Raw genomic sequence first — 25,744 nt, forward strand, 5'->3', positions numbered from 1 at the left:
TCGGTTTTAGAGCTGGAACTCGGGAAGCTCGACCGTCAGGCCGTCCCACCCCTCGGAGGCGGCCATCTGGCACGACAGTCGCGACGTCGCTTGACGCTCGGGATTCATCGAGAGCATCTCCTCTTCGTTGGCACCGCATAGCCCAACGGTGTCCGACCAATCGGCATCGACGATCACGTGGCACGTGCCGCACGCGGCCTCCCCGCCGCAATCGCCGTCGATGCCCGGTATCGCATTGTTTACCGCGATTTGCATTAACGACTGCCCCTCGGTGAGAGGCGCCTCGTACTTCTCGCCATCGTGACCGACGAAGGTGACGACTGCCATGTTTACCTCGCTTCGCGTGTGATCCTCATCCCACTGTTGTCGAGCCCGGATGGCATCGCTAGGCTTCCAGGAGTCAAAGAGTTGTGTTTTTAGCTCAGACGAGGGGATACGTGGAGCTCGATCAGTCGGGCATGCCGGCACTGGCATTCCTGCAAATGCTCGATAGTGACGCGCTGAGCCGGGACTCGGTCGATGCACTCCGGCGCATCATGATTCGAGAGCACGTCACGGAGTCGATGTTGGTGGGCCGCGACGCGCAGGTCCCGTTGCGATGGTTCACAGAGATCTATCCCGACTTCCACTGTGACCAGGGCACACGTCTAGGTCTCGCGTTCGGTGGGCAAGCGAAACTAACGTCATTCGGAGCACTCAGCGTGCCATTGGTCAGTGCGGGCTCGGTTGCCGAAGTCGTCGAGTTGCTTGCGTATCTGCCGGTTATCACAACCGCCCTCAGCCCGTCGTTCCACTCGACCGATCACGGTCTCACGATAGGACTGACTGGTCGCACGGGTGACGTCGGCCTGAACTGCCTTGCCGTCAGCTACTGCGGGCTCGCATTGTTGCGTCTACTGGACATGCTCGCGGGTGCCGTGCCGAGTGTCGAACTGCACCTGAGCCATTCAGCTCCGGCCGGGTGGGCGATCGACGGGAAGTTGTTGAGTGGACGCCTCTTCTTCAACGCTCTTACGTCTTACATTCACGTACCGGCGGATGCGCTGCACGAGGTATGTCGTTTCCCGGATCCTGTTGCGTACCGGATCGCCGTCGCCGATCTGCAGCGAACGCTCGACCGACAACGCGACGCCTCGTTCTCGGAACAGATACGAGAACTGCTCGAGAGGGAGCCCGCACAGACGAGCAGCAGTCACGCCGCGGACGAGCTCGCGATGTCGACAAGCACGCTGAAGCGACGTCTCTCGGACGAGGGGACAACCTTCCGGGAGTTGCGCCAGTCGTTCATGCGGGAGCGTGCGATGGTGCGACTCCTCGATCGTTCGGTCTCGATCAGCGAAGTAGCAGCAGAACTCGGCTACAACGACGTCACCAACTTTACACACGCTTTCAAGCGGTGGACCGGCCGTTCCCCGAGCTATTTCAGGAGAGCTTGACGTGTTGTGGCACTTATGAAATCGCCACGCTGACGAGAAAGTGCACTCCGTGGTCGTCTCGTCCTACCGCATCTAGCCGTCCCGGTCGGTGTCTTCGATAACGGGCGCGAGGAGGGGGTGCACGTGCTCGGCTTCGGTGCCTCCGCTGCCTTACGAACGGGTGATGATTTCGAGGTTATGCCCGTCCGGGTCGTCGAAGTACACTCCCCGGCCGTCGTCCCAGTGATTGATCGAATTCGGGTGGTCGTGCACGGGGTCGGACCAGTAGGGCTGATCACGATCTTTGACGCGCGTGAGGATCTCGTCGAACTCCTGCTCGGTCACCAGAAACGCATAGTGCTGCTTGTCGAATTCACCGTTTGCGTCGATGAAGTCGAGCGTGGTGTCCGCGCCCACTTTGACGACCGCGAAGTGCCCGATTTTCACCGGCTGCTCCAAACCGAGAACGCGCGCCAGTAGTAGCGCGCGCTCGCCTCGCTGTCAGTCGCGAGAACGATGTGATGGTTCCACACCGGCATGTTGGCGCATTTCCCGCAGTCGCCCACGGCTAAACACGGTTCACCCGGTTCTCGGTCACTGCGTCACCAGAGTTTTGGGGTTGTGGCCGTGAGAAATCCCTGTCGATGTGAAAGACGGCTGACAACCGACCACGGGCCGGGCTTGGTTGTCGGATCCACCGGAAGATGTGCGTACCGCCATCATTTCCACCACGGGCGCAACGGTTTTCGGATCCACACTCTGTTGACGATGCGAGAAAGCGGACGGGGGTTACCCCGCCGCGTGGCAAACGCTATGCTAACCACCGTTCACGTAGGATCTTCGCTTGAAATGGAACGTCGAAAGGAGCGCGGATGCCACACGACCAGCCGGCCATCATCGGTGCCGCCGAACTGACTCCCGGCAGGAAAGTCCCCTACACGTCCACCGAGATGCACGTTCGCGCCGCGGTGGCGGCGCTCGCCGACGCGGGAGTGGCCCCTGACGAAGTGGACGGCCTCGTGTGCGCCGGGCCGATGACGAACGAAGGTTCCATCTTCTTGTCCGAGGACCTCATGGACTACCTCGGTCTGCACAATCTGAAGCTTCAGATGACCTGCCAACTCGGCGGTGGCACCCATCTCGCGATGACGCGCATGGCGAGTAACGTCATCGCCCGAGGCGAGGCGGAGACGGTGCTGGTCGTGTCGGCGGGCAAATTCCCGCCGATCCGCGACGGCGGACGCGAACTCATGTCGCTGGTGAGCGACCACGCGTTCGAAATGCCCTACGGACCATCCGTTCCCACGCTCTACGGCCTGATCGCCCAAGCGTGGATGCACGAAACCGGCCAGGGTAAGGCCGATATCGCCGAGGTAACCGTGTCGCAGGACCGCTGGGCCGCGTTGAACCCCGCAGCGATCGCGCACAACGCTGAACGCCTCAGCGTCGACGACGTGATGTCCTCTCGGCCGATCGCCGGGCCGTTCCACTTCTACCATTGCTCGATTCCTTGCGAGGGTGGCGGCGCACTGGTGCTGGCCTCCGCACGTCGCGCCCGCGAGGGGAAGCACCGGCCCGTCCACGTGCTGGGCTTCGGGGAGGGCCACACTCACGGCTTCCTGACGTCGCTGGCCCGGCCGGGTCGCACCGGAGCCGCTAGGTCGGGCCCGATGGCGTTCGAGCACTCCGGGCGAACCCCGGCCGACGTCGATGTCGCCCTGCTCTACGACGCCTTCGCGTCCAACCCGGCGATGATTCTCGAGGAGGCGGGTTTCGTGAAGCCCGGAGGTGCCGGAGACTTCTACCGTGACGGCCGCGCGGATCCCGGCGGCGACCTGCCGGTGAACACCGACGGCGGCCTGATCCGGTTCGGCCACACCGGGACCTCCTCCGGCATCTCGCAAATCCTCGAGGGTTACTGGCAGTTATCCGGTCGCGCCGAGCGCCGTCAGGTTTCGGGCGCGGACACCGCGTTCGTGCACAGCTACGGATCGATGCTGTGCAGTCACGTCAGCATGGTGATGGAGGGGGCGTCATGACCGCAGCTTCGAGTTCTCTCGACGGTCTGCACGATCCCGAGGCGCTGCCGCCGCTGACCGACGTGAACCGTCCTTATTTCGCCGCGGGGGCCCGGGGCGACCTCGTCTTCCAGCGGTGTGCGAACGGCCACCCGTTTCTCTACCCCCGACTGGTGTGTCCCGTCTGCCACGATGTCGAGTTGGCCTGGGAGACCGCGGCGGGCACAGGAGAAATCCTAAGTTTCGCGCCGGTGTACCGCCCTCCGTGGGATTCGTTTCCACGCAGCGAGCCGTACGTGGTCGTGCTCGTCCGGCTCGATGAGGGTCCGCAGTTGTTGGCGAGTCTTGAGGATGTGGCACCCGACGACGCCGTCATCGGCGCGCGAGTGCGCGCAGTGTTCGAGCACGTGAACGAAGACCTCGGGCTGGTGCGATTCAGCCCGGCGGCGTCGTGAGCACCTACGGCGTCTCCGTGCTCGGTGCGGAGTTGGCGACCCTCGTCGAGACTGCCGAGGCCGCCGACCGCGCCGGATTCGACGCCGCCTGGGCGTCCGAGTTCTACTCGCGCTCCGGCTCCATCTCGATGGCCGCGATGGCCGCGCGAACGCGGCACTGCCGCCTGGGATCGTCGATCCTGTACGGCGTCGGACGAAGTCCGCTCGTGCTGGCCACCGAGGCGCGCGACCTCGACGAGCTTTCAGGAGGGCGCGTCGTCCTCGGCCTCGGTAACGGCACACGCCGCATGATGAGCGACTGGCACGGTGTCGGGGACACCTCGTCACCCGCCCTGCGCATGGAGGAACTGGTTCCGTTGGTCCGACGGATCTGGAACCTCCATGAAGGCCCTGTGAACCACGAAGGGCGCTTTTACCGGATCAACCTCGTTCCCACTGGCGATGTCGCGCCGCCGAAGCGAGCGATCCCGATCATCACCGCTGGTGTGCGTCCGAGAATGTGCGAGGTGGCCGGGCGCGTCGCCGACGGCTTGGCCGGCCATCCGCTGTTCACGACGGCCTATGTCGAGGAGGTCGCCCGGCCTGCGGTCGTCCGCGGTGCCGAACGCGCCGAACGCGATCCATCCGACGTGGAGATCGTCTCCATGGTCATCTGCTCGGTGCACGACGACCCGCAGGTCGCGCGTCGTGAGGCCGCGCAGCAGATCGCGTTCTACTCCTCGGTGAAGTCGTACGAACACGTTCTTGATGTGAGTGGATTCGCCAGACAGGGAGCGGCGATTCGCGAGGCGTTCGCACGGCGCGACCTGCCTGCCATGTTCGCCGCCGTCACCGACGACATGATCGACGCGATGGCCGTGGCGGGCACCGCCGCCGAGGTTCGCGACGGGTTGCGCCGCTACGAGGGCGTTCTGGACCACATCGTTCTTTACTCACCATCGATCGGGCTCGCACCCGAACGGATCGCCGAGAACCTCGGCAGCCTCATCCGAGAATGTGCGCCGACGCTCACCGGCGGGAAGGGCGAAAACAATGGCTGACCCCTCACTCATAGGCAGGCAGCTCGGCACCACGACGTTCCCGATCGACCGTTCCAAGGTGCGCGAGTTCGCGCTCTCCCTCGACGACCACGACCCGATATACCTGGATGCCGCAGCCGCCCGCGAAGCCGGCTTCGGCGCGGTCCCCGCGCCCCCGACGTTCGTCGTCTCGGCGGCTCACTGGCGCTCCGACGCCGACATGCTCAGCGCCCTCGGACTTGACTTGCGACGCGTATTGCACGGCGAGTGCGGCTGGGAATACTTCGCGCCCGTGCTCGTTGGCGACGAGCTGACCGAGACGCGGCGAGTCGTGAACGTGACTCAGAGAGAGGGCAAGCGCGGTGGCACCATGACGATGGTCACCATCGAGACCGACTTCACCAATAGATGCGGAGAACTCGTCGTCCGTCAGACCGACGTCCTGATCGAGACTGGGGCCTCCGAGTGACGACGTCCATGCCCTCCAGTCCGATGGCGTTGGCCGACGGCGACGTGATGCCGACTTCACGGTTCGGTCCGCTGACGCGCTCACACATCGTCCGTTACGCCGGTGCCGGCGGCGATTTCAACCCGATCCACCACGACGAGGAGTTCGCCCGTGCCGCCGGCATGCCCGGGGTGTTCGGTATGGGATTGCTGCACGGCGGCATGTTGGCCCAACGACTGACCGATTGGGTGGGACTGGCAAACATCCGATCGTTCCGGGTTCGGTTCACCGGGCAGGTATGGCCCGGCGATGTGCTCACCTTCGCCGGCAGGGTGACCGGTGTACGAGAATCAGGCGGCCAACGGCTAGCTGACGTCGAACTCGACGTCTCACGCCAGACCGGCGACACCGCGATACGGGCGAACGCGATTGTGGTGGTGGCTTCGTGAGTACTCCGATAAGCGACGTCACCGGCCTGGGGATGACGTTCGGGACCTTCGAAGAGGGCCGGGCGTGGGTCGGCCATCGCACGGAACCGCGGCGTGCGTGGTTCCCGATCGACCGCTCGATGGTGCTGTACTACTGCTCGCTCGTCGAGGATGCCAACCCCAGCTATTGGGAGGGTGAAGACTGCCCGCCGGGGTTGCTGATGACCCTCGGCTTCGCGCCGCAGTGGGCGCCGGAGCACTTCACGCGCACGGACATGCTGCTGGCGCTCAGCGTGCCGCTTCCCGGCCACCACATCATCAACGCCTCGACGACGACGGAGTTCGAACGCCGTCCCCGCGTAGGCGATCACGTGTCGATCGTGGAGGAGGTGACCTCGATCTCCGAACCCAAGACGACGCGGGTGGGAACCGGCGTTTTCATCACGACGGTGAGCACCTTCTCCGATCAGCACGGCGAGATCATCGGGCGCAACACCAACGTGCTGTTCCGGTATGACACCGACGCGGACGGGGAGCCGACGTGAACTCGAGCGATACGGGAGCGGCCGCGCGTCCCGCCCTGCGGTTCGACGAGGTCTCCGTCGGCGACTCACTGCCCACGGTGTCCCTCGAGGTGACGTACAAGCGCATCTGCATGAACGCGGCCTCAACGTGGGACTGGTTCCCCGGCCACCACAACCCGGAGTACGCCCGGAGCCAGGGCCAGCGCACGATCTACCTGTCGACCCTCTTCTTCCACGGCTTCATCGACCGCGGCCTCAACGAGTGGGCCGGTCCCGACGCGCTGATCCGCCGTCGCACGATCTCGATGATCCGGTCGATCTATCCCGGCCAAACCGCGACCCTGAGCGGGAAGGTCGTCGGCAAACGTGACGACGGAGGGCGGTACCTTGTCGACCTCGAATTGCTGGTCTCCAGCGAGGACGGCCCCTGTGTGCCCAGCGAAGCCACCGTCGAACTGGGCGCAGAAACCGGCGCGGCGGCGACGTGAACCACCGAACGCGTCCGCAGCAACGTTAAGAGAAGCGGAGGACCAGTGGGCGAGCAACCGATTCACTACGAGGTCGACGACGGGGTGGCCTGGCTGACGATCAACCGCCCCGAGGCGCGCAACGCGCTCAACAATGCCGTACGCACAGGTCTGTTCGACGCGGTGCGCCGCTTCAACGACGACGACGCGGCGAAGGTGCTCGTCCTCACCGGTGCGGGTGAGAAGGCGTTCTGCGCGGGCGGCGACCTGAAGGAGATGGCGCAGAACGCGCTCAGAGTGCCGCCGAAGGACTTCGCTCCTCAGTTCGGCCGCAACATCGACGTCGAGAAGCCGACGATCGCGGCGGTCAACGGCATCGCGTTCGCCGGCGGCTTCCTGCTCGCACAGCAGTGCGACCTGGTGGTGGCCGCCGAACACGCGACGTTCGCGGTCAGCGAGGTCAAGGTGGGTCGCGGGTCGCCCTGGGCGGCGCCCCTGTCGTGGCTGGTGCCGCCCCGCATCGCCATGCAGATACTGCTGACTGGCGACCCGATCACCGCCGAACGCGCCCACCAGGTCGGCTTGGTCAACGAGGTGGTACCGGCCCAGCAGTTGCGTGAGCGTGCTCAGCAGTTGGCGCTCAGGATCGCCGCGAACGCTCCGCTGTCTGTGCTCGCATCCAAGCGGACCGTGTACCTCTCGGCACAGCATCATCTCGCTGCGGCCTACGACTTGGCAGACGAGATCTGGGAGCCGGTCTACCTGAGTGACGATGCGCAGGAGGGCCCGACTGCGTTCCGCGAGAAGCGGGCTCCGCAATGGAAGGGACGCTGACATGGCGGTGACGATGCAGTCGGTTATCACCGACATCGAAGCGGAGACGGCCGCACTACGCACATTGGTCGCGCCTCTTCCCGAAGGTTCGCAGGGCTGGGACGCGCCGACTCCGGCAGTGGGGTGGGCCATCCGCGACCAGATCAGCCACCTTGCCTTCTTCGACGACGTGGCGGTGCGCTCGGCCACGGACCCGGAGGGGTTCAGCGGCGAGTACCTCCCAATGATGGCCGATGACAGCATCTCACCCGACGTCGTCGCCGCGCGGTACCGTCTCATGCCGGCCGCGGACGTCCTCGCGTGGTTCGACGCGTCGCGCGCCGCGCTGGTGAACACTTTCGCGGGCATCGAGCCGGCGGCGCGCCTGCCGTGGTTCGGCCCGCCGATGAGCGCGGTCTCGTCGCTCACCGCGCGGCTCATGGAAACCTGGGCGCACGGCCAGGACGTCGCCGACGCGCTCGGCGCGGCAAGGGAGGCAACGGCACGGCTGCGGCACGTAGCCCACATCGGGGTGGGTGCGCGCGCGTTCAGCTTCCTGGCCAATGGTCTGGATCCCCGCACCGACCCGATACGCGTCGAGTTGGCAGCCCCTGACAGTACCGTCTGGACGTGGGGGCCGGCTGATGCCGACGCTCGGGTGAGCGGGCCCGCGCTGGACTTCTGCCTATTGGTGACGCAGCGCCGCCACCGTGATGACACGTCCCTGATCGCCGAGGGTTCCATCGCCGATCAATGGCTCTCCATCGCGCAGGCCTTCGCCGGGCCGCCTGGCGGGGGGCGTGCCGCGGGCCAGTTCGCAGGGGTGTCGCGGTGAGCGGCCCGATCCGCATCGGCAACTGTTCCGGCTTCTACGGCGACCGCATCGCCGCGGCCCGAGAGATGGTCGAGGGCGGCCCGATCGACGTCTTGTGCGGCGATTACCTGGCCGAACTGACCATGCTCATCTTGGCCAAGGCCCAGTCCAAGGATCCGAACGGCGGATACGCTCGCACGTTCCTCACCCAAATGGAACAGGTGATGGGCACCTGCCTCGACCGTCGTATCAAGGTCGTCGCGAACGCGGGCGGGCTGAATCCCGCTGGCCTAGCGACCGCGTTGCGGGAGCTGGCCGCGCGTCTCGGCCTTGCTGCGCGGATCGCGCACGTCGAGGGCGATGACCTGCGCGGTAGCCTCGACGCGATCACGCCGCCCGTCGGCGAGACGAAACCGGTGTCGGCCAATGCCTACCTCGGTGCCTGGGGCATCACCGAGGCGCTGCGCTCCGGCGCTGACGTCGTCGTGACCGGCCGCGTCACCGACGCATCGCTGGTGGTCGGTCCCGCCGCCTGGTGGCACAACTGGGCTCCCGACGACTGGGATCGACTCGCGGGTGCCGTGGTGGCCGGGCACGTGATCGAGTGCGGCCCGCAGGCGACGGGTGGAAACTACGCGTTTTTGGACGAGGTCACAGACCGTCGCTATCCGGGGTTTCCGATCGCGGAGGTCGCCGAGGACGGCTCATCGGTGATCACGAAGCATCCCGGCACCGGGGGGCTGGTCTCTGTCGGGACGGTCACCGCCCAGCTGCTCTACGAGATCGCCGAACCCGCCTATCTCGGCCCCGACGTGGTGACCCATTTCGACACCGTCCGCCTGAACCAAGAGGGTGAGCACCGTGTCGGCATCAGCGGCACCAGAGGCAGTCCCCCGCCCGACACGCTCAAGGTCGCGCTGAATGAGGTGGGCGGATTCCGCAACTCGATGACCATGGTGCTCACCGGCCTCGACATCGAGGAGAAGGCGGCGTTCGCTGAACAGCAGCTTTTCGACGTTCTCGGTGGGCGCGACGCCTTCGACGAAGTCGATGTGCGACTGCTGCGTTTCGACGTCGCCGATGCACCGACGAACGAGCAGGCGTGCGCGCACCTGCGTGTGACGGTGAAGGACGCCGACCCGCGCAAGGTGGGCCGGGCGTTCTCCGGCGGAATCATGGAGATCGCCCTGGCCGGATTCGCCGGCTTCCACACCACCACGCCGCCGTCCTCGGAGACCGCCTTCGGCATCTACCGACCGGCCTACGTGCCACGCACGGCCCTCACGCACGTCCTCGTCGATGCCGACGGCACACGGCACGTGATCCCCGACCCGCCCACGGGTGTAGCGCCTTCGACTGAGCCTGCCGCGCCTGTTGATACGCCCGCACCCACCGGGCCGACACGTCGCGCGCCGCTCGGGTGGGTACTCGGCGCGCGGTCCGGAGACAAGGGCGGCAACGCTAACCTCGGCCTGTGGGCACGGGATGACCCTGGGTACGCGTGGGCGTGCGCCTACCTCAGCGTCGAGCGGCTGCGCACACTGCTCGGGCCGGAGACGGCGCACCTGCCCATCGAGCGCTTCGAACTGCCGAATCTACGTGCGCTCAACGTGGTGGTGTACGGCCTGCTCGGCGATGGTGTCGCATCGTCGACCCGCCCGGACGCGCAAGCAAAGGGGTTCGGGGAGTACGTGCGGTCCCGTGAGGTGGACGTCCCCGAATCGCTGCTCGACACACACTGAAACGTCCGGCACGGCGCGGTGGTACCCCTACGGAAAGGTCGAACCCAACATGGGAAAGCTGGACGGCAAGATCGCGCTCGTATCCGGGTCGGGGCGCGGCATCGGACGCGCCATCGCCGAGAAGCTAGCAGGCGACGGCGCCAGGGTGGTCGTGAACGACCTCGACGCCGGGCCGGCGAACGAGACGGTGGCCGCGATCGAAGCCGCCGGTGGCACCGCGGTCGTGTGCGCCGGCAGCGTCACCGAGGACGCTTTCGCCGAACGCTTCGTACAGACGGCCGTCGATGAGTACGGCGGAGTGGACATCATCGTCAACAACGCCGGTTACACCTGGGACTCGGTGGTACAGAAAATGAGCGACGAGCAGTGGGATGCGATCCTCGACGTGCACCTGAAAGCGCCGTTCCGGATACTTCGCGCTGCCCAGCCGGTGATCAGCGCGGCGGTCAAGAAGGAACGCGAAGCGGGCGACGTGAGTTGCCGCAAGGTCGTCAACATCTCCTCGATCGCGGGTACAGGGGGCAACGCCGGTCAGGCGAACTACTCCTCGGGAAAGGCCGGCATCCTCGGGCTCACGAAGGCGATGTCGAAGGAGTGGGGCCGCTACAACGTCACCGTCAATGCGGTGGCGTTCGGCCTCATCCGCACGCGCCTCACCGAAACTCCCGCCGGTGGCGACGGGACGATCGACATCCAGGGTCGTGAGCTCGCGGTCGGCGTCAACCCCGATCTTCTCGCGACCATGGAACGCGCCATTCCGCTGGGCAGGGCCGGAACGCCAGCCGATGGCGCGGGTGCCGTCTACCTCCTGTGCATTCCCGAGTCGGACTACATCAGCGGGCAGGTCGTGATCTGCGGCGGCGGCTTCAACGCCTGACGTCTCAGCTGGCCGCTCGTTTCCCGGCCATCGCGCGCCCCCTGGCTTATCCGCTCGGATTCGCGCTCAGCGCAGGACGACTCCACCCTCGATACCAGCGAACCGTTTGCGCAATTCGGTCTTGAGAAGTTTGCCGGTAGCGTTGCGGGGCAACTCGTCGACGAAGTGCACGTCGCGCGGGCACTTGAAGTGCGCCAGCCGTTCTCGGCACCAGTCCATCATCTCCTGGACGCTCGGCGCCTCCACTGCAGGTTCGGCGACGACGACGGCGACCACGCGTTCTCCCCACTTAGCGTCCTTGCCGCCGATGACAGCGGCGTCGAGCACGGCTGGATGGCGGAACAGCACCTGCTCGACCTCGATCGGATAGACGTTCTCGCCACCGGAGATGATCATGTCCTTCTTGCGGTCGACGAGGGTGATGTACCCCTCCGCGTCCATGCGCCCGAGATCGCCCGTGTGGAACCAGCCACCGCGGAACGCCTCAGCGCTCGCGTCGGGCTTCATCCAGTAACCGGCGAACACGTTGGGGCCGCGCACAATCAACTCACCCACGGTGTCGGTGGCCACATCGTGGTCGTGGTCGTTTACGATGCGGGCGTCGACGTGCATCGCCACGCGGCCGATCGATCCGGCACGCTTGCTGACGTTCTCAGCGTCGAGAACGGTCACCATCGGCGCGGTTTCGGTCATGCCGAATCCCTCGGTGAAGGGCACACCACGTTCACGCATGAAATCGATGACAGTGAGAGGGACCGGCGACCCGCCGCCCATGGCGTAACGCAGCGCGGACAGGTCAAAGGAGTCGAACTCGGGCACCTGCGTGAGAGCAGCCCACATGGCCGGCACCATGAACTGGATGGTGACGTGGTGGCTGGACATGGCTTGCAGTGTCGCGCGCGGATCGAACGACGGCATGATGACGCTGGTGCCGCCGACGTAGAGCAGCGGAAGTGTATGCGCTCCTAAGCCGCCGATGTGGAACATGGGTGCCACCGCGACCGTGACGTCGTCGCCCCGCAAACCCATGTCGGTGCCCATTACGTTGATCGCGTTCCACAGCAGGTTGTCGTGGGTGAGAATCGCACCTTTGGGTCGGCCGGTCGTCCCAGACGTGTACATGACGAATGCGGGGTCCCGGCCGTCGACGTCACACTCGACCGATTCGGATGCTGCGCCCGAGATCAGGTCGTCGAAGGCGTCCTCGCCCGGCGCGGGCACTCCTCCGGCACGCACGAGGTGTCGCACACGGACCCCTAGTTCGGTGACGGCGCCGGTGGCCTGCGCAGCTAACTGACCCTGGAAGATGAGAACGTCAGCTCCTGAGTCGGCCAAGATGTAGCCGATCTCGGGTGCAGCCAACCGCACGTTGAGCGGCACGGTGATAGCGCCGATCTTGGCGCAGCCGAACAGCACCTCGATGAACTCAACCGAATTGACCAGCAGCGCCGCGACACGGTCACCCCTGCGCACACCGAGCGCGACGAGTGCGGCGGCCACCTGGTTCGTGCGTCGATCGAGGTCGGCATAGGTGGTGTGCTGACCGCCGCTGACCAAAGCCGTGCGCCCCCCACTGAGTAAGGAACGTCGGGTAACCCAGTGACCGATGCCGCGCTGCATGTGATCTGCTCTCGCCAGTAGGTGCTCAGTAGGACGCGGGAAGGTTCAGGCTGTGTTGTGCGACGTAGTTCAAAATCATCTCGCGACTGATCGGCGCAGTTCGCATGAGTCGTGCCGGACCCCATAGCGTGGCGAGGCCGTACTCGGTGGCCATCCCGTTGCCGCCGTGGGTCTGAATCGCCTGATCGAGAGCCAGAATGCCCGCCTCGGCAGCAGCGTACTTCGCCATGTTGGACGCCTCACCCGACCCGGGGTCGCCTGAGTCGTGCAGGGAGGCGGCGCGCTGGGTCATCAAGCGCGCCAGTTCGACCTGGATCTTGGCGTGGGCGAGCGGGTGAGATACGCCCTGGTGAGATCCGATCGGCGCACCCCACACGCTCCGCTCACGCGCGTAGTTGGCGGCCTTGTCGAGCGCGTAACGGCCGATGCCGTTGCCCAGCGCTGCGCCCATGATCCGCTCGGGGTTCAAGCCCATGAACACCTGGCGCAGGCCCTCGTTCTCCGCGCCGATCAGGTTGCCGACCGGCACACGGACGTCATCGAAGAAGAGAGTGAACTGCTTCTCCGGAGTGACTGCCTGAACCGGGATGAGGGACTTGGTCAGCCCAGGTGCATCGGCGGGCACCACGAGGAGGCTCAAGAGGCCGCGACCACGGTCATTGGTCGACGTACGCGTCACGACCAAGATCGCCTCGGCCTCGTCGACGCCGGAGATGTAGTACTTGGTGCCGTTGACGACCCAGTCGTCACCGTCGCGTTTGGCGGTCGTGGAGATGTTGTGCGAGTTCGAGCCCGCATCCGGTTCCGTAATCGCGAAGGCCATGATGGTCTCGCCGCTCGCGATACCGGGCAGCCACCGTTGCTTGAGTTCCTCACTGCCGAAGGCCTGAATGATCGTTCCGCAAATGGTCGGCGAAACGACCGTCATCAGCAGCGGGCAGCCTGCCGCGGCGAGTTCCTCACCGACGATCTGCATGTCGTAGATGCCTCCGCCGCCGCCGCCGTACTCCTCGGACAGGTTCACGCCGAGGAAACCCTGCTTCCCCACCGCCTGCCACAACTCGGTGCTCTTCTCGCCTGCCAGCGATTTCTCGAGGTAGTACTCGTGTCCGAAATCCTTGGCGACCTCGGCAACCGCCTTGCGCAGATCCTGGCGTTCCACCGTTTCGTGCAGTTCCATGACGCTCCTCACATCGCTGATGACGCGCCACTGACCGGCAGCGCGCCGGATTCATTTAGGGCTGTGTGGCGTTGGACGCCACGTCACCGCCCCCCACCATTTCGACCACGGCGAGTACATCACCGGAGGAAACCTGTTGGCCGACTTCGACCGGCAGGGCGCTCAACACGCCGTCGATCGGGCTGGCGACGGTGTGCTCCATCTTCATCGCCTCGAGGACGACAAGCGTTTGTCCGGCCGACACCGTTTCGCCCTCAGCGACTGGTAGTCGGATCACCGATCCGGGCATCGGTGCGGTGAGCGAACCCGGCGGGGTCAACGTGCTCGGGTCGACGAAGCGCGGCACCACTCTCAAGGCGGTATAGCCCAGAACCGAGTCGACATGGGCGAGATCGTCGTCGATGAGTACGTCGAACGTTCGGCGCACTCCGCCCACGCTCAGCACGACGCGATCGGTGCTCTCCACGACCACCTCGACGTCGGTCGCCGATTGGTCATCGACGCTCAACCACGTTCCCGTCGGATGCAGGGTGTAGCCGACGCGTATGTCGCGCCCGGCATGCGTTTGCCAGGTGGTTGTTTGCGGTTGCGAGGGGTTGTTTCGCCATCCGGCTGGCAGTGACGCTTGCAGGGGCGCGACGGCACGACGAGCGGCCACGCCGGCCACGGTCGCCGCGATGGCGTGCAGACTCTCAGCGTGTGAGTCTGCCAGAGGCGCGCCGAGTTCGGCGACGTCGTGCCGTTGCAGGAACCCGGTGTCCGTGCCGCGTCCTGCGAACTCGCCGTGGCGGAGGGTTCGCACCAACAGGTCGCGATTGGTGGTGACGCCGTGAATACGGGCACCGGCCAACGCCGCCGAGAGACTGGAGAGAGCCTCCTCGCGCGTCGGTGCCCACGCGATGACCTTGGCGAGCAGCGAGTCGTAGTGGTGGCCGACGACCGAACCGGCGCGGAATCCCGAATCGATCCGCACCCCGGCAAGCGCAGGAACATCCATGGTGCGCAGGGTCCCCGTGCAGGGCCGGTAGTCGTCGGCTGGATCCTCGGCGCACAGACGGGCCTCGACTGCGTGACCGCGAACTCGCACGTCGTGCATCTCGTCGGGCAGCTCTCGCCCCATCGCAACCAGCAGCTGGGCCCGCACCAGGTCGAGGCCCGTGACCAGCTCCGTGACGGGGTGCTCGACCTGCAACCGGGTGTTCATCTCGAGGAAGGCGAAGGAGCCGCCTGTGCCGTCCCGTCCCACGTCGTAGACGAACTCGACCGTGCCCGCGCCCACGTACCCGACCGCGCGCGCGGCAGCGACGGCGGCCTCGCTCATCCGTGCACGCAACTCCTCATCGACGACCGGGGACGGTGCTTCTTCGATGACTTTCTGGTGGCGCCGCTGCACCGAACACTCGCGTTCGAACAGGGAGACGACGTTGCCGTGCGTGTCGGCAATGACCTGGATCTCGACGTGTCGCGGGCGCTGGATGTATCGCTCGATGAAGACGGTGCCGTCGGAGAACGCGGCAGCGGCCTCACGCGAGGCGGAGGCCACCGCCTCCTCAAGCTCATCTGGCGAGGTGACCACGCGCATACCCCGGCCGCCACCGCCAGCGCTGGCCTTGACCAGGACTGGGTAGCCGACGTCGGCGGCCAACTTCGCGAGGTGTTCGGCAGACAGGCCCGTCGTGTCGCCACCGGGGAGGACGGGAACACCCGCGTCGGACATCATCTTCTTGGCCGCTAACTTCGAGCCCATCGCGTCGATCGCCTCGGCCGGTGGGCCGACGAAGATCAGGTTGGCGGCGGCGCAGGCCCGCGCGAACGCGGCGTTTTCGGACAGGAAGCCGTAACCGGGGTGAACGGCGTCGGCGCCGGTAAGCGAGGCTGCGGCGACGATCCGTGACATGTCGAGGTAGGTCTCGGCGGGGGACGAGCCGGGGAGGCGTACCGCCTCGTCGGCGTCGGCAACATGCCACGCGTCGGCGTCTGCGTCGGAATAGACGGCCACCGTGGCGATCCCGAGATCGCGGCAAGTGCGGAACACTCGCCGCGCGATTTCGCCACGGTTGGCAACCAGTACCTTGGAGATCTTCGGCATCGTCATCACATCCGGAAGACGCCGTAGCCGCGCTGGCCACGAACTTCGCCGTTGTGGATGACGGACAGACAGAAACCGAGAACCGTCCGCGTGTCGCGAGGATCGATGATTCCGTCGTCATAGAGGCGACCGCTGTTGGCCAGAGCCACGGATTCCCGCTCGATTTGTTCCTCGACGGCGGTGCGCATTTGGGCGTCGGCGTCCTCGTCGAAGGGCAGCCCCCGGTCGGCGGCGGACTCGCGCGCCACGATGGATAGCACTCCGGCCAGTTGGGCCGGACCCATGACCGCCGACTTCGAGTTGGGCCACGCGAACAAAAACCGCGGCGAGTACGACCGACCGCACATGCCGTAGTTCCCGGCACCGTACGACGCGCCCATGGTGATGGTCACGTGCGGGACAGTGCTGTTCGACACGGCGTTGATCATCTTCGCGCCGTCTTTGATGATGCCTCCCTGCTCGTATTCGGCGCCCACCATGAACCCGGTGGTGTTCTGCAGGAAGATCAGGGGCGTGTCGATCTGATTCGCCAGCTGAATGAACTGCGAGCCCTTCTCGGCCTCCTCACTGAACAAGATGCCCCGCGCATTGGCGAGGATCCCTACCGGAAAGCCGTGGATCGAGGCCCAGCCGGTGACCAGTGACGTGCCGTACAGCGGTTTGAACTCGTCGAAGGCCGAGCCGTCGACCACTCGGGCGATGACGTCGTGCGGGTCGAAGGGCACCTTCGGATCAACCGACGCGATACCGAGCAGCTGATCGGGGTCGTACTTCGGCGGGTGCGGCGGCAGTGTGGGCCCGGTGCCGCACTTCCGCCAGTTGAGCCGCGCCATGATGCGCCGGCCGATGCGGATCGCATCCTGCTCGTCCTCGGCCATGAAATCGGCCAACCCCGAAGTGCGGGCGTGCATGTCGGCGCCGCCGAGCGATTCGTCGTCGGAGACCTCTCCGGTGGCCATCTTCACCAACGGCGGACCGCCGAGGAACACCTTGGAGCGGTTGCGCACCATCACGACGTAGTCGCACATGCCAGGGATGTAGGCACCGCCCGCGGTCGAATTGCCGAAGACCAACGCCACGGTCGGCAACCCTGCCGCGCTGTGCTGAGTCAGGTCGTGGAACAGTTGTCCGCCGGGCACGAAGATCTCTGCCTGTGTGGGCAGGTCGGCACCGCCGGACTCGACGATGTTGATGATGGGCAGTCGGTTCTCCCGCGCGATAGCCATGCCGCGGAACACTTTTCGGAACGTGTACGGGTTCGATGCGCCTCCGCGCACGGTGGGGTCGTGAGCGATGATCATCGACTCGATTCCCTCGACGATGCCGATGCCGACCACCACGCTGCCTCCGACGGGGAAACGGGTGCCCCATGCGGCGAAGGGGCAAAGTTCGAGGAACGCCGTGTCGGGATCGAGCAGGAGTTCGATGCGTTCTCGAACGAGCAACTTGCCCCGTTTGCGATGTCGCGCAACGTACTTCGGTCCGCCACCAGCATTGGCCTGCGCCAGCTGCTCCGCTATGGCGTCGAGTTGAGCGCTGAGGCCGTCGCGGTTCTCGAGGTAGCCGGGAGCCGTTGCATCGACGTGATCGGGTAGGACGTGGACCAAGGTGTTCCTCCGAGCGAGCATCGACGCCGATCTGCTGACGCGGTAATGTTAGCCACAATTAACGACGGGTGACAACCGTGGCAGGACATGCCCCGGGTCGAGCAGGAGGAGCATCGCGATGACCCAGTTGGACGAGCAGTCGGGTACCGAGGTGGTAAGCCCGTGGGAGACACCGGAGCGCCGTGCCCTGACCGATCTCGTGCAGGCTTTCACACGAAAGGAGATCGCCCCGTACGTCACCGAATGGGAGGAGGCCGGAGAGCTACCACGCGAATTGCACCGCAGCGCAGCTAGGGCGGGCCTGCTCGGCATCGGGTTCGCCGAGGAAGTCGGCGGCGCCGGCGGCGACTTGCGCGACCTCGTCCTGCTCACCGAGGGCGTGATGATGGCCGGAGGCTCGTCTGGGGTACTGGCGAGCCTGTTGACACACAACATCGCGTTGCCGCACATGGCCGCCCACCGAGATCCGGATCAGGTCCGCCGGTTCGTCGCCCCCACTCTCGCCGGCGAGAAGATCGGCAGCCTCGGCGTGACCGAACCCGACACCGGTTCCGACGTCGCGGGGATCCGCACGACCGCGGTTCGCGACGGCGATCACTACATCGTCAACGGAGCGAAGATGTTCATCACGTCGGCGGTCCGCGCAGATTTCGTGACGACGGCCGTGCGTACCGGCGGCCCTGGCGCAGGCGGAATCTCGCTGCTCGTCGTCGAGCGCGGAACACCGGGATTCACCGTCTCAAGCAAGCTGAAGAAGATGGGCTGGTGGTGCTCGGATACCGCCGAATTGGGCTACACCGACGTGCGGGTCCCCGCAGGCAACCTCGTCGGCCCCGAGAACAGCGGTTTTATCCAGATCATGCAGCAGTTTCAAGTCGAGCGCGCCTTCATCGCCGTACAGTGCTATGCCACGGCGCAGCGCTGCCTCGACCTCACCCTGCAGTGGGTGAAGCAGCGCGAGACGTTCGGGCGGGCGTTGTCAACCCGTCAGGTGGTTCGCCACAAGGTCGTCGACATGGCTACCGCCGTCGACGTGGCACGCACCTACACCCGTGCCGCCGTCGACCGCATCGTCGCAGGCGATACAGATGTGCGCATGGTGTCAATGGCTAAGAATGCCGCCGTCGCGGCATGCGACCTCGCAGTCGATACCGCCGTTCAGCTGTATGGCGGCATGGGCTACCTCCGTGAGAGCGAAGTCGAACGCCACTACCGCGATTCGCGCATCCTCGGCATCGGCGGCGGCACCACCGAGATCATGAAGGAGATCATCGCCAAACAGATTGGCCTGTGAACGCGCGTACCTCGCCAACTCGCCCTTCCTACAAGAAAGAACATCGGTGAATTACGACGACTACCAGTACCTGATCTTCGAACGCCCGTCGGACGGCGTTCTGCTGATCACCATCAACCGTCCCGAGCGACTCAACGCCGCGAACAAGCGGTTACATCACGAGCTCAGTGTGGTGTGGAAGACGGTCGACGACGATCCGACGACCCGCGTAGCGGTGATCACGGGAGCTGGTCAGGCGTTCTCTGCGGGCGGCGACCTCGACATGGTGCTCGACCAGGCCAAGGACTTCAAGCAGATGGCGGAGATCGCGAAAGAGGCCGCCGGCATCGTCTATAACATCGTCAACTGCGAGAAGGTGATCATCTCGGCGATCAATGGCACCGCGGTCGGCGCCGGCCTGGCGGCCGCTCTCATGGCCGACATCTCCGTCGCCGCAGAGCACGCGCGCTTCACCGACGGCCATCTACGGCTCGGGGTCGGTGCCGGCGACCACGCAGCGATCGTCTGGCCGTTGCTGTGCGGCATGGCGAAGGCCAAGTACTACCTCCTCACCGCCGATTTCGTCGACGGCAAGGAGGCCGAGCGAATTGGACTGGTGTCGTTGTGCCGGCCGGTAGATGACGTCCTGCCGACTGCGCTCGAGACCGCGGAGAGACTCGCCAACGGCCCGCAGTACGCCCTGCGCTGGACCAAGCGCTCGCTGAATCACTGGATCCGAAATGCCGGGCCGATCTTCGAGGCCTCCCTGGGGTTCGAGATGCTCAACTTCTTCGACGACGACGTCATCGAGGGAGCGATGGCGATCAAGGAGAAACGCGCGCCGAAGTTCCCATCGGTGTCGGAGAGTTGAGCGCACCGAGGAGGGCTACGGCAAAGGACGACGGTGCCGCGCCTTAGCGAAGGTTAACCGTGACTAACATCACGGCTCGTGCCGAGCGGAGTGAACGACTTGGTTGATACCTTTCGCTCATGAATACGCCGACGCGGTCCGAGGCCAACGAGCCACTGTTCAGCCTCGAGTACGGCAAACTCCTCTGCATGGGCTGCCGGCCCATGAACCGGTGCCGATTCGGCATGCGCTTGCACCGCGTCGCTGAGGGCGATGCAGTCGAAGGCACGGCGTGGTTCACGCCGGAGCACGAAGGAGCCGGGGGCGTCGTGCACGGCGGCTCGGTGATGGGTGCGCTGGACGAGGCGTGCGGCGCGGTGCCGATCGCCGCGGCGGTGCTGGCTGTCACCGCCGAAATGGAGGTCAAGTTCCGTCGGCCAGTCCCTTTGGAGCGTGAACTGCGCATCCGCGCCTGGCCGGAATCACGTGACGAGCGAGGTCACTGGATTGTCCGGGCGGAGATCCTGCTGCCGGACTCCGACACCGTGCTGTGCCATGCTCGGGCGCGCTTCGTCGAACGAGACCCCACCGAGCATTACGGGCGGTTCCGGCAATGGCTCGACATCGAACGGTGCTCATCGGCCGACCCTGGTGTCCCGCCAGTTGAGAAGCTGAACGAACGCACCGCTGCGTGCTGACGGCAGCGGGCAGCGTCGGTGCGTCGCCGCGAACAACCTTCCCAATCGGGCAACGGGAAACGCTGTAGCGCAATGACTTCCGTGATAGTGTCGAGCCTTCGATTCGCGGCAGTCTGATCGATCGCCGACCTGAGTGAGGTAGCCGTGTCAGAGTTGTTCCCCGATTACCGCGCTACCTGGGAAACCGATCAGCACCGCGAACTCCGCAAGCACGCCACAGAGTTCTTTCGCAAGGAATCGACGCCCCACCAGGAACGTTGGGCTGCGCAGCGTCATGTCGATCGCGATTTTTGGAACAAGATGGGCCGAGCCGGCCTACTGGGGGTAGACCTTCCGGTTGAGTACGGCGGGGTTAACGGCGACTTCGGACTCTCGGCCGTGATCGGTGAAGAGCTCGCACTCGCCGGCGATACGTCGACGGGTTGGCTGGTTCATTCGCCGATCGTCGCGCATTACATCAACGCGTATGCGAACGATGAACAGAAGCGGCGCTGGATGCCCGGCATCATCAGCGGAGACAAGGTCTTGGCCATCGCGATGACCGAACCCGGGACGGGTTCCGATTTGCAGGCCGTCAAGACGACTGCGGTTCGAGACGGAGACCACTACCGCATCAACGGGTCGAAGACGTTCATTTCCAATGGAACCCACTGTGACCTTCTGGTGATCGTGGCGAAGACGAACCCGTCTCAACGGGCAGCGGGGGTGTCGCTGATCGTCGCTGAGACCGACCGGGGTTTGAACGGGTTCGAACGCGGGCGCGTACTCGAGAAAGTCGGACAGCACGGGCAGGACACCCGTGAAATGTTCTTCTCCGAGATGCGGGTTCCAGCTGCTAACCTGCTCGGCGAAGACGAGGGCCGTGGTTTCTTTCAGCTCATGGAACAACTTGCACGCGAGCGGCTCATCATCGCGTCATCGTGCGCGGGCATGGCAGAGGCCGCGGTTCTCGATGCGTTGCGGTACACGAAAGTGCGGGAGGCATTCGGTAAGACGTTGATCCAGTTCCAACACACGAAGTTCGAACTGGCTGAGTTGAAAGCGGAGGTCTTGTCGATCAAAACGACTGTCGACTACTGCATCCAGCAATACATCGACGGCAAGAACGATGCTGCGACAGCGTCGATGGCCAAGCTGGTAGCTGCCGACAAGGCGGTCGCCGTCGTGGACAGATGTGTTCAGTTCTTCGGTGGGTACGGCTACATGATGGAGTACCCCATCGCCCGCGCGTACGCCGCCGCCCGAGTGAACAAGATTTACGGCGGAACCAGCGAAATCATGAAGGAGATCATCAGCCGTTCGCTGTAGAGACCGGCTACGGACTGGATCAAGGGAAACGGCGCCGACGACGCGAGCCAATCGCGAAACTCGGCACATCGATATGGGGAGGTGTTCCGTGCGATTCGATGACAACGTCGCCGTCGTCACCGGCGCTGCGTCTGGGATCGGGCGATCGGTTGCAATGAAGTTGGCGGAGGCCGGTGCTCGAGTAGCTGTGGTAGACCGCGACGCGTCTGGAGCGACTGCGGTTGCAGAGGCGGCAGGCGCTACAGCCTTCGTCATCGATTTGGCCCACGCTGGCGAAATCACAACCCTGCGCGACGAGGCTGTTTCCACCCTGGGTCTGCCACACGTCATCGTCAACGCCGCTGGTTTCGACGTTGTCGAACCCTTCATGTCCAACGAGGACGCGTTGTGGCAGATGCTGGTCGACGTGAACTTCCTCGGTCCCGTGCGTCTCACACGAGCCTTCTTGGAACCCCTACTCGCCGAAGGAGCGCGGGCGAAGATCGTCAACATCGCAAGCGACGCCGGGCGAGTTGGAAGTCTGGGCGAGACCGTCTATGCGGGTACCAAGGGCGGCGTGATCGCCTTCACGAAATCGCTGGCTCGCGAGATGGCGCGATACGAGATCAACGTCAACTGCGTTTGTCCTGGTCCGACGGACACGCCGCTGTTCAACTCGTTGCCTGAGAGAATCCGCAACGGCCTCGTACGTGCGACGCCGTTCGGACGTATTGCGACCCCGGATGAGATCGCTGACGCGGTGTTGTTCTTCGCATCTGGCGCCGCCGACTTCATTACCGGGCAGGTGCTCAGCGTCAGTGGCGGCCTCACGATGGCCGACTGATACGGCTGATTTGTGAACAATCAGTAGCGTACAGTTCGTGCTTGAGAGGCCGCCGGGCTCCGCGCGGTCGCTGCACCGGGCTCGCCTGTCGGAAAGCCATCGGCACCGATACTTGAGGCTGCATCGCCAGGCCGCAATGCGTTGCCGCTCTTCACCATTGTGTCACCATTGCGCCACGGCACGCCATGCCGCCAAGCACCGCTCGCACACTCCCTGGAGGGACGCGCATGCACTACGCCTTGGATGACGACCAAGAGGCCTTCCGGCGTGAACTCGCCAATTTCGCACAGCGGGTGCTCGCCCCGCACTATCAGGCCGATGACCGTGCCGCGCGGATGCGCCCGGAAATGGTTCACCAGATGGCGGGCATGGGACTGACCGGACTGCGTATTCCCGAGCGTTTCGGCGGTCAGAACGCTGACGCCGTCACAACCGGAATCGCGGCGGAGGAGATCTCGCGGGCGGACATCAACGCGTGCTACATCCTGCTGATCGCCAGCCTCAATGCCGACATTCTGCTCGCCAACGCGAGCGAGGAGCAACTAGCGCGATGGCTACCGCCGATTGCCAATGGTTCCGCCCTATCCGCGCTGGGGTTGCGTCCAGCAGAGTGGTGTACGAGTCGGACCTGATCAGGATGCCCGGCGTGTCGTAGCCGAGTGATTGAAGGTCATCGCGTGATTCTTCGAGAGACCGACCAAAGTCACTCGAGTAAAGAAGGAACACACGCGATGACCGCTGCCCACAATATCGACCTGCCCACAGTGCTGGCTGAACGACTCACCACTACTCATCCCGACGTGCTGCGCGAGCTGCTCGCCACGTTCATCCACACCCTGATGGGCGCCGAAGCCGACGCCTTGTGCGGCGCCGCATACGGCCAACGCAGCACCGAGCGGACCAACCAACGCAACGGCTACCGCCACCGCGAATTCGACACCCGTGCAGGCACATTGGATCTCGCGATCCCAAAGCTGCGCCAGGGCTCCTACTTCCCGGACTGGCTGCTGGAACGCCGCAAACGTGCCGAGCGGGCACTGACCACGGTGGTGGCACCTGCTACCTACTCGGAGTCTCCACCCGGCGGATGGACAAGCTCGTCGAAACGTTGGGCATCACGTCGCTGTCGAAGTCGCAGGTCTCGGTAATGGCCAAGGAACTCGACACCGCCGTCGAGGCGTTCCGGACCCGGCCGCTGGACGCCGGCCCGTACACGTTCGTCGCCGCCGACGCGCTGGTGCTCAAGGTTCGTGAGCAGGGTCGGGTGGTCAACGTGCACGCCCTGATCGCGGTCGGGGTCAACGCGGAGGGCTATCGGGAGATTCTGGGTATCGATGTCACCACGGCTGAGGACGGGGCGGGCTGGCTGACGTTCTGGCGGTCGCTGACCGCCCGCGGCCTGTCCGGGGTCAAGCTGGTCACCTCCGACGCCCACGCCGGCCTGGTCGCCGCGATCGGCGCCACCCTGCCCGGCGCCGCGTGGCAGCGCTGCCGCACGCATTACACGACCAACCTCATGGCGAAGACACCCAAGAGTTCGTGGCCGTGGGTGCGCACCCTGCTGCACTCGGTGTTCGATCAGCCCGACACCGAATCAGTTGCCGCCCAATACGATCGGATCGTCGACGCGCTCGCCGACAAGCTTCCCACGGTCGCCGACCACCTCGAAGCGGCCCGGCCGGATCTGCTGGCGTTCACCGCGTTCCCCAAGCAGATCTGGCGCCAGATCTGGTCGAACAACCCCCAGGAGCGGCTCAACAAGGAGATCCGGCGGCGCACCGACGTCATCGGCATCTTCCCCGACCGGGGCGCCCTGATCCGCCTCGTCGGCGCCGTCCTGGCCGAACAGCACGACGAATGGGCCGAATCCCGGCGCTACCTCGGCCTCGACGTCCTGAGCAAATCCCGTGCCGATCAAAACTCACCAACCGAACAGGAGGACACGCCCGCGGCACTGACCGCCTGAACCATCACCTCGAAGAATCACACGACGACGTCCTACACCACGTCCCGGGACTTGACCCCGCGCTGGTGCTTACTGAGCCCGACCACGGCTCAGATGCAGCCAACTTATCGGTGCGTGCGCAGTCGGATGGGGCGGGCTGGAGCCTAACGGGAGAGAAGACTTCGATCTCATTGGGGATGGTCGCCGACACCGGTGTCGTTTTCGCGCGCACGGGCGGACCAGGTGCTCACGGGGTTAGTGCCTTCTACGTCAATCTCAACGACCCGCGAATTGCGCGAACCGCGCTCGACGATCACGGTGGTCGAGCCATAGGTCGGGCGTCGCTCCATTTCGACGGATTACCGGTAAGTCCGAGTGAGCTCAGCGCCGGAAGTCGCCGGCACGTCACTCGCTGACGCCGAACGCTGTTCTCTCCCACGTGAACAACGCGAGTCGGCCGGGCCGATACCGGCGTCGCGATTGCCTTGTTTCGAAACGCGTGAGCTCACCGGCGATGCCGGGCTGTTACTGCTCCTGCTCGCCCTCGACGCGAGGCCGCTTGCGCAGGGACACGCCCACCTTGGCCGCGTGCGCTGCGTCCACGGCAGACGCCGCGCCCTCCCGCTCGTCAGCGCTGGCCGCAGTGTCGGCGGCCGAGCGGCCTTGCCGGTGCGAGCCGGTCTCGGATTGTGCAGTCTGCACGTCGGATTCGGCGTCGGACGGTAAGGACGGTTCGAAAGTGGTCATGATCCGGAACGATACGAAGCGCCGCACCGGGGAGTCCACCACGAGAGCCGACTTCGACGTCGTTCAGATGTCTGTCCGCCACGTCGACCTCCTCATCCCTCGATCGCACACTCTTGAGCGCGTCGCCGACACGCTGGACCTGCACGGACCGCATGTAGCGATTTTCATCGAACTGGGCGGACGGCGTCGGCTGCTGCGGGGGGAATGCGGTCACGACAGCGATTGCGTGCCGATCAACGGTGCGCGCTACTGGACCGGCTGACCACAGCGGCGCCTATCACATTTCGAGATACGCGCTACGAGCGTAATCCGTTTGTCGCTCAGCGGTAGTCGCGCGGTGTATAGCCGCCTGGGCGCAGCAATGGTGTGCCGGCTGAACTGAGGAAGGAACTCTTGAGGTCGGCGATCGACCACTGCAGGTAATGCGACAAAGGGACGAGCGTGAGCAGGCTCACCCGCGACCGTGACTACATGCCCCCGCAGGGGTAGTTATCCACAGGCCGGACCCGAGCCGGGCCTGTTCATCCACAGCCGTGGAGGACGGGCCCGGCTTTGGGCGTTCCGTCCCGCACAATCGGGCCTGG

General features: G+C 65.2%; 28 protein-coding genes and 1 pseudogene. 21 read left to right on the plus strand and 8 right to left on the minus strand.

The window, feature by feature from the left end; all coding sequences use genetic code 11:
• Positions 1 to 6: 6 nt before the first annotated feature.
• Positions 7 to 327 carry a 2Fe-2S iron-sulfur cluster-binding protein gene (locus TX88_RS32285; protein WP_044524731.1) on the minus strand — a complete coding sequence of 107 codons (321 nt, stop codon included), beginning with the start codon at positions 325 to 327 and terminating at the stop codon, positions 7 to 9.
• A gap of 110 nt (positions 328 to 437) precedes the next feature.
• Here TX88_RS32285 and TX88_RS32290 point away from each other — a divergent pair, with 110 nt between their 5' ends.
• The gene (locus TX88_RS32290; protein ID WP_044524900.1) at positions 438 to 1,436 is read left to right on the plus strand and encodes a helix-turn-helix domain-containing protein; all 999 of its coding nucleotides are present in this window, start codon (positions 438 to 440) and stop codon (positions 1,434 to 1,436) included.
• A gap of 150 nt (positions 1,437 to 1,586) precedes the next feature.
• Here the strand turns inward: TX88_RS32290 and TX88_RS32295 are convergent, their stop codons facing one another.
• The gene (locus tag TX88_RS32295; protein WP_234792929.1) at positions 1,587 to 1,874 is read right to left on the minus strand and encodes a VOC family protein; all 288 of its coding nucleotides are present in this window, start codon (positions 1,872 to 1,874) and stop codon (positions 1,587 to 1,589) included.
• 413 nt (positions 1,875 to 2,287) lie between these two features.
• Here TX88_RS32295 and TX88_RS32300 point away from each other — a divergent pair, with 413 nt between their 5' ends.
• Genes TX88_RS32300 through TX88_RS32350 form a run of 11 tightly spaced genes read left to right on the plus strand, consistent with a single transcriptional unit; the run spans position 2,288 to position 11,020 of the window.
• A complete protein-coding gene (locus TX88_RS32300; RefSeq protein WP_044524732.1) occupies positions 2,288 to 3,454 on the plus strand; it encodes a thiolase family protein in 1,167 nt (388 codons plus the stop codon).
• On the plus strand, positions 3,451 to 3,888 hold the full coding sequence (locus tag TX88_RS32305; RefSeq protein WP_044524733.1) for a Zn-ribbon domain-containing OB-fold protein: 438 nt from the start codon (positions 3,451 to 3,453) through the stop codon (positions 3,886 to 3,888). Before TX88_RS32300 ends, TX88_RS32305 begins: the two co-directional genes overlap by 4 nt.
• A complete protein-coding gene (locus TX88_RS32310) occupies positions 3,885 to 4,928 on the plus strand; it encodes an LLM class flavin-dependent oxidoreductase (RefSeq protein WP_044524735.1) in 1,044 nt (347 codons plus the stop codon). Before TX88_RS32305 ends, TX88_RS32310 begins: the two co-directional genes overlap by 4 nt.
• Positions 4,921 to 5,376, plus strand: coding sequence for a MaoC family dehydratase N-terminal domain-containing protein (locus TX88_RS32315; protein WP_044524737.1), 456 nt, complete (start codon positions 4,921 to 4,923; stop codon positions 5,374 to 5,376). Before TX88_RS32310 ends, TX88_RS32315 begins: the two co-directional genes overlap by 8 nt.
• Complete coding sequence (locus TX88_RS32320; protein WP_044524739.1) at positions 5,373 to 5,804, plus strand: MaoC/PaaZ C-terminal domain-containing protein; 432 nt, start codon at positions 5,373 to 5,375, stop codon at positions 5,802 to 5,804. The genes TX88_RS32315 and TX88_RS32320 overlap by 4 nt, the downstream gene beginning before the upstream one ends.
• Positions 5,805 to 5,836: 32 nt before the next feature.
• Positions 5,837 to 6,328 (plus strand): FAS1-like dehydratase domain-containing protein, encoded by a 492-nt coding sequence (locus TX88_RS32325; RefSeq protein ID WP_174553748.1) that lies wholly within the window; start codon positions 5,837 to 5,839, stop codon positions 6,326 to 6,328.
• Positions 6,325 to 6,795 carry a hotdog family protein gene (locus TX88_RS32330; RefSeq protein WP_044524744.1) on the plus strand — a complete coding sequence of 157 codons (471 nt, stop codon included), beginning with the start codon at positions 6,325 to 6,327 and terminating at the stop codon, positions 6,793 to 6,795. Before TX88_RS32325 ends, TX88_RS32330 begins: the two co-directional genes overlap by 4 nt.
• Positions 6,796 to 6,840: 45 nt before the next feature.
• Complete coding sequence (locus TX88_RS32335; RefSeq protein WP_044524745.1) at positions 6,841 to 7,608, plus strand: enoyl-CoA hydratase/isomerase family protein; 768 nt, start codon at positions 6,841 to 6,843, stop codon at positions 7,606 to 7,608.
• A gap of 1 nt (position 7,609) precedes the next feature.
• Positions 7,610 to 8,422: a TIGR03084 family metal-binding protein gene (locus tag TX88_RS32340; RefSeq protein ID WP_044524747.1), complete on the plus strand. Its 813-nt coding sequence runs from the start codon at positions 7,610 to 7,612 to the stop codon at positions 8,420 to 8,422.
• Positions 8,419 to 10,143: an acyclic terpene utilization AtuA family protein gene (locus TX88_RS32345; protein ID WP_044524749.1), complete on the plus strand. Its 1,725-nt coding sequence runs from the start codon at positions 8,419 to 8,421 to the stop codon at positions 10,141 to 10,143. The genes TX88_RS32340 and TX88_RS32345 overlap by 4 nt, the downstream gene beginning before the upstream one ends.
• A 49-nt stretch (positions 10,144 to 10,192) precedes the next feature.
• Positions 10,193 to 11,020, plus strand: a complete 828-nt coding sequence (locus TX88_RS32350) for an SDR family NAD(P)-dependent oxidoreductase (protein ID WP_044524751.1) — start codon at positions 10,193 to 10,195, stop codon at positions 11,018 to 11,020.
• 66 nt (positions 11,021 to 11,086) lie between these two features.
• Here TX88_RS32350 and TX88_RS32355 read toward each other — a convergent pair whose 3' ends face one another.
• The 4 genes from TX88_RS32355 to TX88_RS32370 are packed head-to-tail and all read right to left on the minus strand — an operon-like array spanning position 11,087 to position 17,516.
• A complete protein-coding gene (locus TX88_RS32355) occupies positions 11,087 to 12,640 on the minus strand; it encodes an acyl-CoA synthetase (RefSeq protein ID WP_044524752.1) in 1,554 nt (517 codons plus the stop codon).
• Between the two features lie 25 nt (positions 12,641 to 12,665).
• On the minus strand, positions 12,666 to 13,820 hold the full coding sequence (locus TX88_RS32360; protein ID WP_044524754.1) for an acyl-CoA dehydrogenase family protein: 1,155 nt from the start codon (positions 13,818 to 13,820) through the stop codon (positions 12,666 to 12,668).
• Between the two features lie 55 nt (positions 13,821 to 13,875).
• Positions 13,876 to 15,909 (minus strand): acetyl/propionyl/methylcrotonyl-CoA carboxylase subunit alpha, encoded by a 2,034-nt coding sequence (locus TX88_RS32365; RefSeq protein WP_174553747.1) that lies wholly within the window; start codon positions 15,907 to 15,909, stop codon positions 13,876 to 13,878.
• Between the two features lie 5 nt (positions 15,910 to 15,914).
• Positions 15,915 to 17,516 (minus strand): acyl-CoA carboxylase subunit beta, encoded by a 1,602-nt coding sequence (locus TX88_RS32370; RefSeq protein ID WP_044524757.1) that lies wholly within the window; start codon positions 17,514 to 17,516, stop codon positions 15,915 to 15,917.
• Between the two features lie 118 nt (positions 17,517 to 17,634).
• Between TX88_RS32370 and TX88_RS32375 the strand changes: the two genes are divergently transcribed.
• From TX88_RS32375 to TX88_RS35675, 8 genes and pseudogenes are all read left to right on the plus strand, one after another.
• Complete coding sequence (locus TX88_RS32375; RefSeq protein WP_044524759.1) at positions 17,635 to 18,810, plus strand: acyl-CoA dehydrogenase family protein; 1,176 nt, start codon at positions 17,635 to 17,637, stop codon at positions 18,808 to 18,810.
• A 46-nt stretch (positions 18,811 to 18,856) separates the two neighbouring features.
• Positions 18,857 to 19,660: an enoyl-CoA hydratase/isomerase family protein gene (locus TX88_RS32380; protein ID WP_044524763.1), complete on the plus strand. Its 804-nt coding sequence runs from the start codon at positions 18,857 to 18,859 to the stop codon at positions 19,658 to 19,660.
• A gap of 119 nt (positions 19,661 to 19,779) precedes the next feature.
• Positions 19,780 to 20,337, plus strand: a complete 558-nt coding sequence (locus TX88_RS32385; protein WP_049925644.1) for a PaaI family thioesterase — start codon at positions 19,780 to 19,782, stop codon at positions 20,335 to 20,337.
• A 144-nt stretch (positions 20,338 to 20,481) separates the two neighbouring features.
• Complete coding sequence (locus TX88_RS32390) at positions 20,482 to 21,645, plus strand: acyl-CoA dehydrogenase family protein (protein WP_044524767.1); 1,164 nt, start codon at positions 20,482 to 20,484, stop codon at positions 21,643 to 21,645.
• A 73-nt stretch (positions 21,646 to 21,718) separates the two neighbouring features.
• Positions 21,719 to 22,468, plus strand: a complete 750-nt coding sequence (locus TX88_RS32395; RefSeq protein ID WP_044524768.1) for an SDR family NAD(P)-dependent oxidoreductase — start codon at positions 21,719 to 21,721, stop codon at positions 22,466 to 22,468.
• Positions 22,469 to 22,695: 227 nt separating this feature from the next.
• A complete protein-coding gene (locus tag TX88_RS32400; protein WP_044524769.1) occupies positions 22,696 to 23,100 on the plus strand; it encodes an acyl-CoA dehydrogenase family protein in 405 nt (134 codons plus the stop codon).
• Between the two features lie 99 nt (positions 23,101 to 23,199).
• A pseudogene (locus TX88_RS32405) lies at positions 23,200 to 24,434 on the plus strand (IS256 family transposase).
• Positions 24,326 to 24,829, plus strand: coding sequence for an acyl-CoA dehydrogenase family protein (locus TX88_RS35675; RefSeq protein WP_074415828.1), 504 nt, complete (start codon positions 24,326 to 24,328; stop codon positions 24,827 to 24,829). Before TX88_RS32405 ends, TX88_RS35675 begins: the two are co-directional and overlap by 109 nt.
• A 109-nt stretch (positions 24,830 to 24,938) precedes the next feature.
• On the opposite strand, the gene TX88_RS32410 is transcribed toward TX88_RS35675, so the two are convergent.
• Complete coding sequence (locus TX88_RS32410) at positions 24,939 to 25,160, minus strand: hypothetical protein (protein ID WP_044524770.1); 222 nt, start codon at positions 25,158 to 25,160, stop codon at positions 24,939 to 24,941.
• Between TX88_RS32410 and TX88_RS32415 the strand changes: the two genes are divergently transcribed.
• The gene (locus TX88_RS32415; protein WP_065052473.1) at positions 25,159 to 25,422 is read left to right on the plus strand and encodes a hypothetical protein; all 264 of its coding nucleotides are present in this window, start codon (positions 25,159 to 25,161) and stop codon (positions 25,420 to 25,422) included. The two genes, TX88_RS32410 and TX88_RS32415, sit on opposite strands and share 2 nt — an antisense overlap.
• A gap of 58 nt (positions 25,423 to 25,480) precedes the next feature.
• Here TX88_RS32415 and TX88_RS33670 read toward each other — a convergent pair whose 3' ends face one another.
• Positions 25,481 to 25,615 (minus strand): Imm61 family immunity protein, encoded by a 135-nt coding sequence (locus tag TX88_RS33670; protein WP_081289004.1) that lies wholly within the window; start codon positions 25,613 to 25,615, stop codon positions 25,481 to 25,483.
• Positions 25,616 to 25,744 lie beyond the last annotated feature (129 nt).

The sequence above is a fragment of the Mycolicibacterium septicum DSM 44393 genome, from assembly GCF_000455325.1.
GTDB lineage: Bacteria > Actinomycetota > Actinomycetes > Mycobacteriales > Mycobacteriaceae > Mycobacterium > Mycobacterium septicum.

Coding starts and splice junctions, on each gene's coding strand:
- TX88_RS32375 (WP_044524759.1), top strand. CDS start 17,635: ATGACCCAGTTGGACGAGCAGTCGGGTACCGAGGTGGTAAGCCCGTGG.
- TX88_RS32325 (WP_174553748.1), top strand. CDS start 5,837: ATGACGTTCGGGACCTTCGAAGAGGGCCGGGCGTGGGTCGGCCATCGC.
- TX88_RS32355 (WP_044524752.1), bottom strand. CDS start 12,640: ATGCAGCGCGGCATCGGTCACTGGGTTACCCGACGTTCCTTACTCAGT.
- TX88_RS32340 (WP_044524747.1), top strand. CDS start 7,610: ATGGCGGTGACGATGCAGTCGGTTATCACCGACATCGAAGCGGAGACG.
- TX88_RS32385 (WP_049925644.1), top strand. CDS start 19,780: ATGAATACGCCGACGCGGTCCGAGGCCAACGAGCCACTGTTCAGCCTC.
- TX88_RS32305 (WP_044524733.1), top strand. CDS start 3,451: ATGACCGCAGCTTCGAGTTCTCTCGACGGTCTGCACGATCCCGAGGCG.
- TX88_RS35675 (WP_074415828.1), top strand. CDS start 24,326: ATGGGCCGAATCCCGGCGCTACCTCGGCCTCGACGTCCTGAGCAAATC.
- TX88_RS32315 (WP_044524737.1), top strand. CDS start 4,921: ATGGCTGACCCCTCACTCATAGGCAGGCAGCTCGGCACCACGACGTTC.
- TX88_RS32410 (WP_044524770.1), bottom strand. CDS start 25,160: ATGACCACTTTCGAACCGTCCTTACCGTCCGACGCCGAATCCGACGTG.
- TX88_RS32285 (WP_044524731.1), bottom strand. CDS start 327: ATGGCAGTCGTCACCTTCGTCGGTCACGATGGCGAGAAGTACGAGGCG.
- TX88_RS32300 (WP_044524732.1), top strand. CDS start 2,288: ATGCCACACGACCAGCCGGCCATCATCGGTGCCGCCGAACTGACTCCC.
- TX88_RS32360 (WP_044524754.1), bottom strand. CDS start 13,820: ATGGAACTGCACGAAACGGTGGAACGCCAGGATCTGCGCAAGGCGGTT.
- TX88_RS32395 (WP_044524768.1), top strand. CDS start 21,719: ATGGGGAGGTGTTCCGTGCGATTCGATGACAACGTCGCCGTCGTCACC.
- TX88_RS32350 (WP_044524751.1), top strand. CDS start 10,193: ATGGGAAAGCTGGACGGCAAGATCGCGCTCGTATCCGGGTCGGGGCGC.
- TX88_RS32365 (WP_174553747.1), bottom strand. CDS start 15,909: ATGCCGAAGATCTCCAAGGTACTGGTTGCCAACCGTGGCGAAATCGCG.
- TX88_RS32415 (WP_065052473.1), top strand. CDS start 25,159: ATGATCCGGAACGATACGAAGCGCCGCACCGGGGAGTCCACCACGAGA.
- TX88_RS32400 (WP_044524769.1), top strand. CDS start 22,696: ATGCACTACGCCTTGGATGACGACCAAGAGGCCTTCCGGCGTGAACTC.